At 72.2% G+C, this 14725-nt stretch carries 15 protein-coding genes and 1 tRNA gene; 4 read left to right on the forward strand and 12 right to left on the reverse strand.

Annotated features, from left to right (window positions below; genetic code table 11):
* Positions 1-261 precede the first annotated feature (261 nt).
* The 9 genes from CCO04_RS18150 to CCO04_RS18190 form a co-directional block, all read right to left on the reverse strand.
* Complete coding sequence (locus CCO04_RS18150) at positions 262-1392, reverse strand: hypothetical protein (RefSeq protein ID WP_215815514.1); 1131 nt, start codon at positions 1390-1392, stop codon at positions 262-264.
* 349 nt (positions 1393-1741) lie between these two features.
* Positions 1742-2005, reverse strand: a complete 264-nt coding sequence (locus tag CCO04_RS18155; RefSeq protein ID WP_215815515.1) for a helix-turn-helix domain-containing protein — start codon at positions 2003-2005, stop codon at positions 1742-1744.
* 258 nt (positions 2006-2263) lie between these two features.
* A tRNA-Met gene (locus CCO04_RS18160) sits at positions 2264-2340 on the reverse strand.
* 54 nt (positions 2341-2394) lie between these two features.
* Positions 2395-3012: a trimeric intracellular cation channel family protein gene (locus CCO04_RS18165; RefSeq protein ID WP_215815516.1), complete on the reverse strand. Its 618-nt coding sequence runs from the start codon at positions 3010-3012 to the stop codon at positions 2395-2397.
* A gap of 73 nt (positions 3013-3085) precedes the next feature.
* Positions 3086-6031, reverse strand: coding sequence for a UPF0182 family protein (locus CCO04_RS18170; protein ID WP_215815517.1), 2946 nt, complete (start codon positions 6029-6031; stop codon positions 3086-3088).
* Positions 6028-6585, reverse strand: coding sequence for a PPA1309 family protein (locus CCO04_RS18175; protein WP_215815518.1), 558 nt, complete (start codon positions 6583-6585; stop codon positions 6028-6030). Before CCO04_RS18175 ends, CCO04_RS18170 begins: the two co-directional genes overlap by 4 nt.
* Positions 6586-6608: 23 nt before the next feature.
* The gene (locus tag CCO04_RS18180; RefSeq protein WP_215815519.1) at positions 6609-7646 is read right to left on the reverse strand and encodes a PDZ domain-containing protein; all 1038 of its coding nucleotides are present in this window, start codon (positions 7644-7646) and stop codon (positions 6609-6611) included.
* 45 nt (positions 7647-7691) lie between these two features.
* Positions 7692-8045, reverse strand: coding sequence for a cbb3-type cytochrome oxidase assembly protein (locus CCO04_RS18185; RefSeq protein ID WP_215815520.1), 354 nt, complete (start codon positions 8043-8045; stop codon positions 7692-7694).
* 49 nt (positions 8046-8094) lie between these two features.
* Positions 8095-8523 (reverse strand): molybdenum cofactor biosynthesis protein MoaE, encoded by a 429-nt coding sequence (locus CCO04_RS18190; RefSeq protein ID WP_215815521.1) that lies wholly within the window; start codon positions 8521-8523, stop codon positions 8095-8097.
* 104 nt (positions 8524-8627) lie between these two features.
* Here CCO04_RS18190 and CCO04_RS18195 point away from each other — a divergent pair, with 104 nt between their 5' ends.
* Positions 8628-9986, forward strand: coding sequence for a zinc-dependent metalloprotease (locus CCO04_RS18195; protein ID WP_215815522.1), 1359 nt, complete (start codon positions 8628-8630; stop codon positions 9984-9986).
* Positions 9983-10525: an NUDIX hydrolase gene (locus CCO04_RS18200; RefSeq protein ID WP_215815523.1), complete on the forward strand. Its 543-nt coding sequence runs from the start codon at positions 9983-9985 to the stop codon at positions 10523-10525. Before CCO04_RS18195 ends, CCO04_RS18200 begins: the two co-directional genes overlap by 4 nt.
* Here CCO04_RS18200 and CCO04_RS18205 read toward each other — a convergent pair.
* The 3 genes from CCO04_RS18205 to CCO04_RS18215 form a co-directional block, all read right to left on the reverse strand.
* Complete coding sequence (locus tag CCO04_RS18205) at positions 10522-11079, reverse strand: M48 family metallopeptidase (protein WP_215815524.1); 558 nt, start codon at positions 11077-11079, stop codon at positions 10522-10524. The genes CCO04_RS18200 and CCO04_RS18205 overlap by 4 nt on opposite strands.
* Positions 11080-11156: 77 nt before the next feature.
* Positions 11157-12212: a PHP domain-containing protein gene (locus CCO04_RS18210; protein WP_257750202.1), complete on the reverse strand. Its 1056-nt coding sequence runs from the start codon at positions 12210-12212 to the stop codon at positions 11157-11159.
* Positions 12213-12547: 335 nt separating this feature from the next.
* Positions 12548-13369 carry an enoyl-CoA hydratase/isomerase family protein gene (locus CCO04_RS18215; protein ID WP_215815526.1) on the reverse strand — a complete coding sequence of 274 codons (822 nt, stop codon included), beginning with the start codon at positions 13367-13369 and terminating at the stop codon, positions 12548-12550.
* A gap of 137 nt (positions 13370-13506) precedes the next feature.
* On the opposite strand from CCO04_RS18215, the gene CCO04_RS18220 reads away from it, so the two are divergent.
* Together CCO04_RS18220 and CCO04_RS18225 are read left to right on the forward strand one after the other, a co-directional pair.
* The gene (locus CCO04_RS18220) at positions 13507-13665 is read left to right on the forward strand and encodes a DUF5679 domain-containing protein (protein ID WP_107776774.1); all 159 of its coding nucleotides are present in this window, start codon (positions 13507-13509) and stop codon (positions 13663-13665) included.
* A gap of 157 nt (positions 13666-13822) precedes the next feature.
* Positions 13823-14725: a hypothetical protein gene (locus CCO04_RS18225; protein WP_215815527.1), complete on the forward strand. Its 903-nt coding sequence runs from the start codon at positions 13823-13825 to the stop codon at positions 14723-14725.

Here is a 14725-nt window from a genome sequence, read left to right on the forward strand (position 1 = left end):
GTCGTTCGTTGTCCGCGGCCCCAAAGGGACCGTTGAGCAGGACGGCATTCCTGATGGAATTCCGCTCCAGCACTCGGCCTTTCTCCGCTCTTCGCGGGCCGGGCAACCTTCTTCGCGTCAACGAGCCCATTCGGGGGCCTTTCGGGGGAACTCCGGGGATTCTCGGCTCGCGCCAGGAAGGTTTCGCCGGATTGCGGCCTCACGCAATGGGTTGGGAGAAGATTCCGCTCATACCCGTATCGTTGTCCGGATTCGAGGCGGTCAGGGTGCGCGCCGAGCCGGCTCGAGCTCGCGTGCCCACGACTCCTCGGCGTGGTGGAGGGCGACGATGATCGCGGCCCGTTGTGCGGGAACGTCGAGAGGCCGGCCGATGGCCCGCTGGGCGGCCAGAAGATTGTCGTAGGCGGTCTGCCGTGGAATATCGAGCCGCTCAGCCAGGTCGCGGGTCGTCGCGTGGCCCTCGAGCCAGTGGAGCAGCAGACGGACCCACAGGAGGCGACGCTTGAGGGAGATATGCCGGAAGCCCGCGAGGTAGTTGTGCATGAGGAAGTCGCGGAGCACGGGATCAGGCCGAAGCACGAGCTGGACGGCCACGTCCGCCAGGGGGATCCAGGAACCCTGCACCTGGATCTGGCCGGAAGCGACGGCGTTCGCGGCCGCCACGGTGAGCGCGAGCTCCGATCGGACCTGAGCCAGTGGCTTGGGTTGGCCGACGACGGCCACGCTCCGGGAGCCCGTCGCCAGGGTCCGGTAGTCGACCTCCGCCGGCACCAGGGCGCACGCACCCCCGCCATCGGTCACCGCGCCGAGGTCGGCGCCCGCAGTCCGCGAGACGCTGCCCTCGACCCAGGCGAGCGGCGCGAAGTCGGCCGTGCTGTCGACCCCGACGTGAGCCCACAAGCCCGGCGCAACCACCCCACCGTCGAACCACCACTCGGCAAGCGCGCGGTAGCCGTCCTCCCGCGGAAGCACGAGGACGGTCGCCGCCTGGTGATGGGCTGCCGAAACGGCCTCACGCAGACCGTCGACGTACTCCGACAGTGCGCAACGCAGGTGTTCCGCCCGGCCTTCACCGACACTGAGCAGCGCAGTCTGCGCGGTCCGTTCGCAGTAGGTCGCCACCACGCCGAAGCTCTCCGCGAGCTGCGCAGGGCTCTGCCCGCGAAGGGCTGCGCGCTGCCCGAGGTCCTCCATGTCGTCGGCCACCAGGTGCAACGCCTCCTGAGGACGCCCCTCCGCGGCGACGAACGCCGCTGCCGCCGCACCCACGCGCTTCGCCACCCCAGGCGGCAGCCGTCGCGCAGCCCAGCGAGAGATCCGCCGGCACTCGACGTGCCCGAGGGCCGCCAGCTGCTGCCGCGCCGACGGCGGAACGGTCACCTTCCTCGCCATGAGCTCCTCCCCCTGCCGCGCGGGCCACGTCGTGCTCGAGCCGCCTCCGGTGGGTCGCGACCCGGTCGGCGCCCCTACGCCTGAGTAGCGAGGCACGGCGGGCGCAGCGAGATCAAGGGAACGAGCGCCGGCACGGCGATGACCGCGCACGGATTGTCATCGACGTCGCAAAGTTGGCGGGCCCGAGGGCCGCGATCGTCGGGAGTACCCGGCGCCAGCGACGGGGCGCCGTCCGCAATCTTGTGACCACGTTGACAAGATTCGGGGCGAAATCGTCGGTTTGCGAACAGTGTTTGAATCCAGCAGCGGGCATCGGTATACGCAGCGCCGGGGACACCGATGGCGCGCGTCACCTCGTCGTCGCCGAGGGCGCCGGGGGCAACAGGTCGCGGAGGTCGATCCCGAAAGCGCCGGCGATGGCCAGCAACACGTACAAGTTGGGATTGACCCGCTGACCGGACGCCGAGCGACCACGCTCGACCTTCAGGTAGGTGTACGTCGCAACACCCGCACGCGCCGCCGCCTCCTCGTGGCTCAGCCCCTGTCTCATCCGCTCCTGCTCGACCCGACGGCCCAGCTCATCGACGTAGGCGACCAGACCCAGCTGGTTCATGTCCTGCCCCCTTCGCGCGAAGCAGCCCCAGCTCTCGGGCTCTCCGGGCTTCGCACAGACAAGGACGCCTCGTGATCGACGTCAGGTCAACCGCGCCCTGAGGCGCAGTTCGCAAAATGGCGACTCCGCGCGATCATCTCGAGAAGACCATCTCGAGATGGGCCAGGTGAGCCGCCCACCCGGGCCTCTACGAAAAACGAAGAAACCTCCCTACTCCCCCCTTGGCCCCGGAGGGCTTCGGTGGGAGTAGGGAGGCATTGGTAGCGGGGGCAGGATTTGAACCTGCGACCTCTGGGTTATGAGCCCAGCGAGCTACCGAGCTGCTCCACCCCGCGTCGGTGAACAGAACATTACGCCACCGCCCCAACCACCACCAAATCGACACCCACCTAGGACGACGGCGGTGACATCTTCGGTGACGGCGCCCGCCACCCGCGCCACCCCGCGAGCAGGCGCCAGCCGATGGTGACCACGGCAGCCGGGGCGGCGATGACGCCGTGCGAGACACCGAGCTCGGCGCCGGTGGCGGCGATGGCGGCGCCGGCGAGGGCGGGGATAGCGTAGAGCTCGCCGTAGCGGAAGATCACCGGGACGCGGCCGACGAGGAGGTCGCGGACGATGCCGCCGCCGACGCCGGTGGCCATGCCGAGGGCGGCGGACGGGACGGGGCCGAGGCCGAACTCCTGGGCCTTGAGGGCGCCGGCGACGCAGAACAGGCCGAGGCCGAAGGCGTCGAAGACGTTGATCACCCGCTCGAGGCGGCCGAAGGCCGGGTGCCAGGCGAAGGTGACCAGGCCGGCCACGACGGGCACCAGGAGGTAGCGCCAGTCCTCGACCGCCGGCGGCGGTACGGCGCCGATCACCACGTCGCGCAGGACACCGCCGCCGAGGCCGGTGGCCATCGCGAGGACGACGACGCCGACGATGTCCAGCTGGTTGCGTACGGCGACCAGCCCGCCCGAGATCGCGAACACGAAGATCCCGACCAGGTCGAGGGTGAGCAGCATGCCGCCATGATCCCGTACGACGACGGGCCCTCCGGCAACCAGTCGCCGGAGGGCCCGTTCGGGGTGTTCGTCGTTACTTCTTGTCGCGCTCGTCGGCCAGCTTGACGGCCTTCTCGACCTCGGTCTGGGCGATGCCGAGCTGCTTGGCCCACTCCTCGGTGTCGTTGGCCTTCTGCGCCTCCTCGGCCGCCGTGAACGCCGCCTCGGCGTTGCGCAGCGCGTCGGCGATCTGATCGTCGAGCGACCCGGTGGGCTCCCCGGTCGGGGGCGTGCCCGGCTCCCCGGTGGGGGGCGTGCCGGGCTCCCCGGTGGGGGGCGTGCCGGGCGTGCCGAGGTCGACACCGAGGGCGTCGGCCAGCGCGCCGGGCAGGTCGCGGTCGATGCCGACCTTGTCGCCGTACTTCACGACCACGTACTGCAGGATCGGGAAGGCCGAGGTGGCCGAGCGGGCGGCGTACACGGGCTGGATGTAGACCAGTCCCCCGGCGACCGGCAGCGTGAGCAGGTTGCCGAACCGCGGCGGGGTCGCGCCCTGCACGCGGTACTGCTGCAGCTTCGAGGCGACCTCGTCCTCCTGCTGCATCTGGTTGGCGACCTGGCCCGGACCGGGCGTGTTCTCGTCGATCATCTCCAGCAGCCGCAGCTTGCCGAAGCCCTCGGAGGTGGCGTCCGAGTTCACCTGCAGGTACGACGCCAGCGTGTTCTGCGCGCCACGCGGCTTGAACACCGAGGTCAGCGACCAGTCGTTGGTGCCGTCGACGCCGGTCGAGAACAGCCGGTACGGCGGCTGGAAGACCTCGCGCGAGACGTTCGGGTCCTCAGGGACCTCCCAGCGGTTGTTGCCCGAGTAGAACTCACCGGCGTCGGTGACGTGGTACTTGGCCAGTTGGAAGCGCTGGACCTTGAACATGTCCTCCGGGTAGCGCAGGTGCGCCATGAGCCCCTTGTCGATGGCCGACTTGGGCTTGACCGCGTCCGGGAAGACCTTCATCCACGTCTTGAGGATCGGGTCCGTCTCGTCCCACTGGTAGAGCGTGACCGTGCCGTCGTAGGCGTCGACCGTGGCCTTGACCGCCGAGCGCATGTAGTTGATCTCGTCGGTGGGGATGGTCTGGAGCCCGGTGTCCTGCTGGAGCGAGTCGTCGATCATCGCGTCGAACGACTCGCGCTGGGAGTTCGGGTAGCGGTCGGTGGTGGTGTAGCCGTCGATGATCCAGACGATCTTGCCGTCGACCACCGCCGGGTAGGGGTCGCCGTCGACGGTGAGCCAGGGCGCGACCTTCTCGACCCGCTCGCTGGGCGTGCGGTTGTAGAGCACCTTGGAGTTGCCGTTGACGCGCCCGGAGAGCAGGAAGTTCGGCTCGCCGAACTTGATGGCGTACATCAGCTGCTTGAACGTGCTGCCGATGGCGACGCCGCCCTTGCCGTCGTACGTCGTGCGCTGGTCGTCGGGGCTGTCGCTGACCGTGTCGGCCAGGCCGAGCTCGACGTTGTTGGCGTCCTTGCTGGCCTTGCCCACGATCGAGTACGACGGGCTCTGCTCGCCGAAGTAGACCCGGGTCTCGAACTTCTCCGCGTCGGTCAGGTCGCGGCTGCCCTCGTCACCCTCGCCGCGGATGCCCTCGGCCCAGACGATCCGGCCGTTGGCCTCGTCGTTGATCGCGATCTTGTTGGCGTAGGCGGCGATCAGGCCCTCGCCGTGGGTGTAGACGGTGTGCAGGTTGGACCAGTTCTGGTCGGAGGACTGGATGCCGCTCTGGTCGAGCTCGCGCACGCCCAGGACGAGCGGGACCTCCTCGCCCTTGATCTGGTAGCGGTCGACGTCGAGCACGGCCGGCACCGAGTAGTAGGCGCGGATCCGCTGGCGCTGCTGGAAGGTCTCACGGACCTGGAGCGGGTCGACGACCGGCGTGGCCATGAGCTGCTCGAGGACCTTGGAGCCGTCGGCCTTGGACGTCTCCTCCGAGGCGATGCCCTGGTAGCTCTTCGTGTCGACGTCACTGAGCCCGTAGGCCTCGCGCGTGGCGTCGATGTTGGCCTTGATGTAGGAGTTCTCCTTGTCGGCCTCGGACGGCTTGACCTGGAAGTTCTGCACGATGGCGGGCCAGATCATGCCGAGCAGCACGGCCGAGAGCGCGAGCAGCGCCAGGCCGACCGAGGGCAGCTGCCAGGTCTTGCGCCAGATGTTGAGGAAGAACAGCACGGCGCAGATGAGCGCGACGCCGACGAGGATGTTGCGTGCCGGGAGCAAGGCGTTCTCGCCGGTGTAGTTCATGCCGGTGAAGAGCCGGTGGTCGTCGGTGACCAGGTCGTAGCGGCCGAAGTAGTAGTCGACGGCCTTGGCCAGCACGAAGACGCCGAGCAGCACCGAGAGCTGCACCTGGGCGGCCGGCGTGAGCCGGTCGTGCTGGGACTGGAGCCGGATGCCGCCGTACAGGTAGTGGACGACGGCGGTCGCGATCAGCGCCACGATGGCCACGGCCATCACGAAGTCGATGACGAAGTTGATCCACGGCAGGTCGAAGACGTAGAAGGAGATGTCCTTCTTGAAGTACGGGTCCTGCTTGCCGAAGGACTCCCCCTCGCGCCACAGCATGAAGGTGCGCCACTGGCCGATCGCCGAGGTGCCGGCGAAGATGCCGACGACGATCGCGACGCCGGCGAGCAGCCAGGTACGGATCGGGGTGACCGCGTCGCGGTAGCGGTCGACGCCGTCGTTGCCAGGCAGCCCGAAGATCGGGCGGCTGCGGTAGGCCAGGTACATGTTGAGCGCGACCACGCCGCCCATCAGGACGCCGAACGCCACGAACAGGCCGACCCGGGTCCACAGCATGGTGCTGAAGACCTGGCCGTAGCCGACCTCGGAGTACCACAGCCGGTCGGTGTAGATGCCCGCGAAGGCGCTGAGGAGGAAGAAGCCGAGCACCAGGATGACGCCGGTGATCACCAGCGCCCGGGTACGGCGGCCGGGTCGCTCGGGCGCGGGGCGCTCGGGCTCCTCGTCGAACAGTTCACTCATTGGGGCTCGCCCTCCGCGTCGTCCAGCAGTGTGTTGCGCAGCAGCTCGATCAGGCCGGGTACCAGGTCGGTCCCGCCCATCACGGCGCTGTCGTGGTCCTCGCTGCGCATCCGCAGTGCGCAGTAGGCGGCGCCGTGCCGGGTCACCCCGGCGACGATGCGCACCTCTTCGGCGTCCGGGTGCTCGCGTGCGAACGCGCGCGCCGCGGTCGGGTCCTCGGGCACCTGGCCGTCAGCGGCCGGGGGCAGCACCAGGCGCTCGACGACGGCTGCACAGCCGCCCACGACGCCGGGCCACACGATGCCCGGGAGCACCTCCTCGAGCTGCTGGCCGAGCGGGAGCTCGTCCTGCTCGATCGGCGTCAACGAGCCCTGCTCGGCCGGGGTGTCGAGACCGAGCTGGGCCGCGAGCACGGGCTCCTGGGCGACCAGGCGGCCGGTGTCGACGAGCGCGTAGAGGCGCGCGGGCTGGTCCCAGCCCACCTGCGCCTGGTGCTTCTCGATCTCGAGGACGGCAGCCGCCAGCGCCGGGTCGACGTCCAGGTCGTAGTCCATGTCGGTGGTCCGCTCGTTCGGGGTCAGCAGTGCGGCAGCGGGGCGTCGTGGTCGCCGACCCAGGTCTCGAGGGCCTTGCGCGCCTCGGTCATGGTGGTCGCCTTGACCAGCCTCAGGTCGGGGTCGAGCCCCTGGACGTCCGAGCAGTTGTCCTTGGGGACGAAGAACAGCTTCGCGCCGGCCGCCTGGGCGCCGGCGATCTTCTGCTGGATCCCGCCGATCGGGCCGACCTGGCCGTCGGGCGCGAGCTCGCCGGTGCCGGCGACGGTCGCACCACCGGTGAGCGAGCCCGGGGTGAGCGTGTCGTAGATGGCCAGCGAGAACATCAGTCCGGCGCTGGGCCCGCCGACCGTCGGGTCGACGCGCAGGTTGATCTGGAACGGGAACTCGTAGCCCACGCCCAGCGAGACGCCGATCTTGGGCTGGCCGTCCTCGATCTTCGGCTTGATCCGCACGGTCAGCTCGCGCTTGTCGCGCACGATCCGCAGCTCGACGAGCGAGCCGTCGTCGTGCTTGCGCACGGCCTTGACGACCTGCTCGCTGCTGGTGACCGGCTCGCCGTCGACCTCCTTGATGATGTCGCGCAGGAGCAGCTTGCCCTCGGCGGCACCCTTGTCGACGACGAGGGCGACCTGGATCGCCTCGGGTACGTCGTACCCGAGCTCGTTGAGGGCGACCGCCTTGGCGACGTCCTGCGAGGTCGTCATCTGGACCGCGCCCTCGGCCTTCTCCTGCGCGGCCGACTGGTCCTTGGGGTGGACGACGTCGTAGGGCACGACCGCCTTGTCGGGGTCGACCCAGCGGCTGAGCGCCTCGCCGAGCGAGAGCTTGTCGCCGTTGGCCGAGGCCACCACGGTGGTGAACCGGATCTGGCCCTTGTCGTAGTACGCCTTGTGCCCGTAGACCTGGATCACCTCGGCGTTGTCGCCGTCCTTGCCGAGGACGTTGAACGTCGGACCCGGGCTGTAGGAGGCGTAGGGCAGCGGCACGGAGGCCGCGATGCCGCCGAGGATCAGCACCAACGGGGCCGCGATGCACACGGCGATCAGGCGCTGGCTCATGGCGCCTACCTTGTCAGACGCCGCCAATGGTGTCCCGCGGTGGTGTCAGGAGGCGCGCCGGTCGGTTCCGGCGGCGTCGTCGCGGCGGGACTGCTCGTCCGGCTGCACGCCCGGCTGCTCGGCCGCCTGGGCCACCGGCGCGGCCGGGGTCTCGCCCTGGATCACGACGGGGCGGCGGCGCGAGGTGCGCAGCGCGATGCCGGTGGCCCGCTCGGCCTCCCGGCGCGGCGCGGCGTAGCCGGGACGGACCCGCTGCTCGCGGGCGAGTGCCTCGCCCATCCGCCGGGCCGCGGTCTCGCGGTCGACCTCGCCCCGGCCCTCACGGCCCCACCACGCCACCCACGCCATCGAGGCGACGGTGAGCACGGCGGCCGGCAGCAGCCAGAACAGGATCTCCACTCCACGAGCCTAGGTCGGTGCTCCACGCCCGGCGGTCAGGACACGCCCGTCAGGGGCTGCCGACCCACTCGTCGCTGCCGTCGGTGAAGCGCTGGTGCTTCCAGATCGGCACCTCGGCCTTGAGGGTGTCGATGAGCGCCCGGCTCGCCTCGAACGAGGAGCCCCGGTGCCCGGCCGTGGTGGCGACGACGACGGCGAGGTCGCCGATGTCGAGGTCCCCGACCCGGTGCACGGCGGCGAGCGCGGTGACGTCGTGCTCGGCGGCGACGCGGTCGCAGACCTCGCGCAGCCGGTCGAGGGCCGAGGGGTGCGCGGAGTACGACAGGCCGGTCACGCCGTGGCCCTGGTCGTGGTCGCGGACCCGTCCGACGAAGAGCACGAGCCCGCCCGCGGCCGGGTCGTCGAGGCTGTCGAGGACCTCGCTCACCGACAGCGGCTGGTCGGAGATCGCGACGAGGCGCACCGCGGGGTTGGTCATGGCTGCACTCTAGGACTCCGGCCGGTCGCGACCGGGGCAGGTCCGGGGTCCGGCCAGGGGTCTCCCCTACACCGCCGGTTGGCGATCCGGCGTAGATTCGGACCATGACCGACAACCCGGGCGACGACCAGCCGAACCCGTTCAAGGGCACGCCGTTCGAGCAGATCTTCGGCGCCCTCGGGGGCGCCTTCCCCGGCGCCGGCGGTGCCGGTGGGGCCGGCGGCATGGCGTTCTTCCAGCAGCTCCAGTCCCTGATGCAGCCGCACGACGGCCCGCTCAACTGGAACGCCGCCAACGACATCGCGCGCCAGACCGCAGCCCAGGAGCCCGACCCGTCCACGACCCAGCGCGACCGCGACCGGGTCTCGGACGCCGTCCAGCTCGCCGACCACTGGCTCGACACCGCGACCGGCTTCCCCTCCGGCGTCACCACGACCGCCGCCTGGAGCCGCGCCGAGTGGCTCGTCGAGACCCAGCCGGTCTGGAAGGTCCTCGTCGAGCCCGTCGCCGCGCGCTCGGTGACCGGGCTGGCCGGGGGGCTGCCCGAGGAGATGAAGGCCGCGGCCGGTCCGCTCGTCGGCATCATCGGCCAGGCCGTCGGCGGGATGATGGCGATGCAGATCGGCCAGGGCCTCGGCGCGCTGGCCGGTGAGGTGCTGTCCGCCTCCGACATCGGGCTGCCCCTGGGCGCGCCCGGCAAGGCCGCCCTGGTGATGGCCAACGTGCGCGCCTTCGCCGAGGGCCTCGACGTCACCGAGGACGACGTCATCCTCTACCTCGCGCTGCGCGAGGCCGCCCACCAGCGGCTCTTCGCCCACGTGCCGTGGCTGCGCGAGCACCTGATCGGTGCGGTCACCGACTACGCCCAGGGTCTCGAGATCAACGCCCAGCAGATCCAGGACCGGGTCCAGGAGCAGCTGCGCGGCATCGACCCCAGCAACCCCGAGGCCATGCAGAGCCTGCTCGAGGGCGGCCTCTTCGACCCGCCGCAGACGCCGGCCCAGACCGCCGCGCTCTCCCGCCTCGAGATCGCGCTCGCGCTGGTCGAGGGCTGGGTCGACGAGGTCGTCGGCATGGCGACCCACGAGCGGATGCCGGCCGCCACCAAGCTGCGCGAGGCGGTCCGCCGCCGCCGCGCCGCCGGCGGCCCCGCCGAGCAGACCTTCGCCGCGCTGGTCGGCCTCGAGCTGCGCCCGCGCCGGCTCCGCGACGCCTCCACGCTGTGGGGCGGGCTGCGCAGCCGCTCGGGCCAGGAGGCCCGCGACGGCGTCTGGATGCACCCCGACCTGCTCCCCACCGCCGCCGACCTCGACGACCCGCTGTCGTTCCGGGCCGAGGCGACGCAGCCCGAGTCGCTGAGCGAGGACGAGTTCGACGCCGAGCTGCGCAAGCTGCTCGACGGCCCCGACTCCCCCGAGGCGCCCGACTCCCCCGAGGCGCCCGGCGCGCCCGACGCCGGGTGACGCTGCACGACGACGCGCTGGCCGTGCTCCGCGGCTGGCGCGCGCCCGATGCCGTCGAGGAGGCCCTGCGCCGGCGGTACGTCACCCACCTGGAGTCGGCTCCCGACGGGATGTGGCGCTCGTCGTACCCGGACCACATCACGGCAGGCACCCTCGTCATCGACGCCACCGGCGACCGGGTGCTGCTCAACCTGCACCGCAAGGCCGGGCGCTGGTTCCACTTCGGCGGGCACTGCGAGGGCGGCGACGCCACCCTCGCCGACGTCGCCTTCCGCGAGGCGCACGAGGAGAGCGGCCTGACCGCGCTCACCTTCCACCCCGAGCCGGTCCAGCTCGACCTGCACACGGTGCCCTTCTGCGGCGATCGCGGGGAGGTACGCCATCTCGACGTGCGCTACGTCGCCGCAGCCCCCGCGGACGCCACGGCCGTGGTCAGCGACGAGTCCCTCGCCGTGCGCTGGTGGCCGGTCGGCGACCTGCCCGAGCTCGAGCCGGCCATGCACGCGCTCATCGCCCGCGCCCGCGCGGTGCTGAGCTAGTCGACGTCCTCGCCGGGCACGACCTGCTCCGAGGGCGGCCGGTCGATCCGGGCGGCGTCGGACCAGCCGGCCAGGTAGCCCTTGGCCTTCTCCGCGGCCGGGTAGTGCGCAACCCAGCCCCAGAACTTCTCGTCGTGGTGCGGCTCGATGAGGTGGGCGAGCTCGTGGACGAGCACGTAGTCGATCACCCACTCCGGCATCCGCTGCAAGCGCTCGGAGAGCCGGATCGAGCGGTCCCGGGGCGTGCACGAGCCCCAGCGCGCGCGCTGGTTGCCGACCCAGCGCACGGACTCCGGCACCGCCAGGCCGCCGAGGTAGGCGTCGCTGAGCTCCTGGGCGCGGGTGGTCAGCGCGTCGTCGCTCCACCGGCGCGGCGCGGCGCTGCGCCGTTCGCGGCGCTCGACCCGGGCGACCATCTTGGAGACCCAGGCACGCTCCTCGGTGCCGGTGAGGTTGTCGGGGACGAGCACGACGATCTTCTCGCCGTCACGGTAGGCGGACACGGTCCGCCGCCGGCGGCCCGACCGCCGTACCTCCACCCGAGGAGTGCCCATGCGGCGACCCTACGGCGCCGGACGCCCCCGCGGTGGGACCTCGGCGCGAACCGGCCCCCGCGAATTGTCTGGACCTGTCAGTCCGCTCCGGGGCGCGCCCAGTCGAGCAGCCGCTCGACCGGCCAGGTGTTGACGATCCGGTCGGCCTCGATGCCGGCCGCCTCGGCCCGCTCGCAGCCCAGGACCGGGTAGTCGAGCTGACCCGGCGCGTGCGCGTCGCTGTCGATCGAGAACACGCAGCCGATGTCCCGGGCCAGCTCCAGGAGCCGGGTCGGCGGGTCGCGCCGCTCGGGCCGGGAGTTGATCTCGACCGCGACCCCTTCCTCGGCACAGGCCTCGAAGACCGCGCGGGCGTCGAAGCGGGACTGGCCCCGGGTGCCGCGGGCCCCGGTCACCAGGCGACCGGTGCAGTGGCCGAGCACGTTGGTGAACGGGTTGCGCACCGCGGCCACCATCCGCTTGGTCATCTGGTCGGCATCCATCTGAAGCTTGGAGTGGACGCTCGCCACCCGCACGTCGAGGCGCCCCAGCATCTGATCGGTCTGGTCCAGTCGCCCGTCGTCGAGGATGTCGACCTCGATCCCCCGCAGCAGCCGGAACCCGGCCCCGTCGAGGTGCTCGTTGACGGCCGCGACCACGTCAAGCTGGCGGGTCAGCCGCTCCGCGGAGAGCCCGCGGGCGACCTTGAGCCGCGGCGAGTGGTCGGTGAGCACGAGGTAGTCGTGGCCGAGCTCCATCGCGGTCATCGCCATCTCCTCGATGGGCGAGCCGCCGTCGGACCAGTCCGAGTGGGAGTGCAGGTCGCCGCGCAGCGCGGCCCGCAGCGTCTCGCCGGCGCCACCGGAGGTCTGGGGACCGCCGTACTGCGCCTCGACCTCGGCCAGCTTGTCCGGCAGCTGCCCCTCGGCCGCCTGGGCGATCACCCGGGCCGTGCTCGCGCCCACGCCGGGCAGCTCGGTGAGCGTGCCGGCCGCCGCCCGCGCGCCGACCTCGTCGGGCGGCAGCGCCAGGATCGCGCCAGCCGCGCCGCGGTAGGCCTTGACCTTGTAGCTGTCCGCGCGCCCGCGCTCCAGCAGGAAGGCGATCCGGCGCAGCGCCGCCACCGGCGTGCCGTCGTACTGCTCCTCGGTCACGGGTCTCCCGTCCTCGCAGAAATGTTTGTCCACAGGCGGTGGAGGAGCCGGTGGGCACCATCCCCGCTGGTCATCCGACCGTACGCCGCCCCCGGCGTCCACCACCGGCGCACCCCGTCCACAGGCCGTGCACCGTTCCGGCCCGCTCCATCCACGGCCCCGGCCGCTCATCCACAGAGTTCTCCACAAGCCTGTCCACAGGCTGTCGGACTCCCGGATTGACCGCGCCGCCGGGGATCCCTAGCGTCATGCCCAGAAGAGGCCCCTGGGGCCGCAGCACCTCGCTCGCAAGGGGAAGGCAAGCGAGGGGCAGATGCGGACCCGGGGGTCTCTCGCTATCTCCCCTCGAAGCGCGCCGGGCGCTTCTCCTGCGCGGCCCGGATCCCCTCCTGCAGGTCCGCCGTGGCCAGCGTCACCGGCTGCGCCAGCGCCTCCCAGGCCAGTGCCGCCTCCAGGTCGGCGTGCCCGCGCTGGAGCGCGCCCTTGGTCAGCCGGGTCGCGATCGGCGCGGCGGCGGCGATGTCCGCCGCGGTCGCCAGCACCTCGTCGAGGAAGGCCGAGGGCTCCAGCACCCGCGAGACCAGGCCCAGGCCCAGCGCCTCGTCGGCATCGACCAGCCGCCCGGTCAGGAACAGGTCGCGCGCCGCGGCCGGGCCCACCACCTCGGGCAGCAGGTAGGTGCCCGCCATGCCCGGGTGGATCCCCAGCCGGGTGAACGGCACCCCCATCTTGGCGCCGCGCGCGGCGTACCGGAGGTCGCAGGCCAGGGCCAGGCACAGCCCCGCACCGATCGCGGCGCCGTTGATCGCGGCGATCGTGGGCACCTCCAGGCGGCGGATCGAGAGCCACGCGCGGTAGAACGGCAGCATCCGGGTGCGCAGGTCGTCCACCGTGGCGTCGGGCTCCGAGGCCAGCCAGCTCAGGTTGCCGCCGGAGCAGAACCCCTTGCCCTCCCCGGTGACCACGACGGCCCGCACGGTGGGGTCCGCGGCCAGGTGGTCCACCGCCGCGACCCAGGAGGCGGTCATCTCGTCGCTCATCGCGTTGCGCATCTCCGGCAGGTCCAGGACCAGCAGCGCGACCCCCGCCGAGGGCCGCTCGAGGCGCAGGTGGGTCAGCACGGGGGGCGTGGGCGATTTCACGGCGGAATCAGACATGCGGGGCACGCTACTGCGACTCCGTGGGGCTGTGCCGTAGGGTCGGGGAGGTTCGGAGTGCGGCTCCGAACCCCGACGGGCTTCCCCCAATGTCCCCCGTCGCGACGACCGAACGAACAAAAAGCAAGGAGGCCGTCATGGCGGAGACCTGGAGCGGCGAGTTCTACTGCGTGAAGTGCAAGGCCAAGCGCGAGGCCGAGGGCGAGGTCAAGGTCAACGAGAAGGGGACCCGGATGGCCAAGGCCGTCTGCCCCGAGTGCGGCACGAACCTCAACCGCATCCTCGGCAAGGCCTGAACCTCAGGCACTCAGCCGATTGTCACGGGCGGCTCCACCTCGGTGGAGCCGCCCGTGGCGCGTTTTTTCCTTCCGGCCCGGCTCCGCAGGGGCCGTCCGGCCCCGGGCCTGTGGACGAGCGCCGCGCGCCTCCGCCCGCCCGTGGCACGCTGCCCGCATGCCGATCGCTGCCGGGACCACCGTGTCCGCGTCCGCGTCGGCGCCCGCCCTGGTGCTGCGCCCCGGTACGCCGGTGCTCCACCGCGCAGCGGGCGTCCTCCAGGTGGGACTCGACCCGCCGCGGGCGTCGGTCCCCGACGATCCCGCCGTCCGGCGGCTGCTGAGCGCGCTCGGCCGGCCCACCGGGCACCCGGCTGACGCGCCGCTGAGCGAGCCGGCCGCGACCGCCCTGGCCCGGCTCCGCGAGGCGGGACTGGTCCATCCCGCTCCCCCGTGGCCGCTCCCGCCCGGGCTGGGCCCGCTGCTCGCCCAGTTCGGCCCCGACGCCGTACGCCGCCACGAGGCGCGCGCCGCCGCCCGGGTCGCCGTCCACGCCGCCCCCGGCCCCCTCACCGACCTGCTCACCGGCCTGCTCGCCGAGGCCGGGCTCGCCACCACCTCCACCGCCGACGACCCCGGCGCCGGCGCCGTGCACCTGGTCCTGCACCCCGGTCCGCTCCCCCGCGAGCGCCTCGACCCGCTCGTGCGCGCCTCGGTCCCCCACCTGGTCGTCGCCGGGGACGCCACCGGGATGCAGGTCGGCCCGTTCGTCGACCCGGGCCGCACCGCCTGCCTGCGCTGCGTCGACGCCCACGCGTCGGTGACCGATCCCCGCCGCGCGCTGCTCCTGGCCCAGGCCGCCGCCCGCGGCGCCGCGCAGCCGGCGCCTCGCGACCCGGTGCTCGACCGGCTCGCCCTCGCCTGGGCCGTGCAGGACCTCCTGCGCTACGCCGACGGCGAGGAGCCCACCACCTGGTCGGCGACCGTCGACCTCGGCCCGCACGGCGTACCGGTGCGGACCCCGTGGGGCCGCCACCCCGGCTGCGGCTGCTCCTGGGACGGCTTCCTCGAGCTGCCCTGA

The organism is Pimelobacter sp. 30-1 (assembly GCF_018831735.1).
Lineage (GTDB): Bacteria > Actinomycetota > Actinomycetes > Propionibacteriales > Nocardioidaceae > Nocardioides.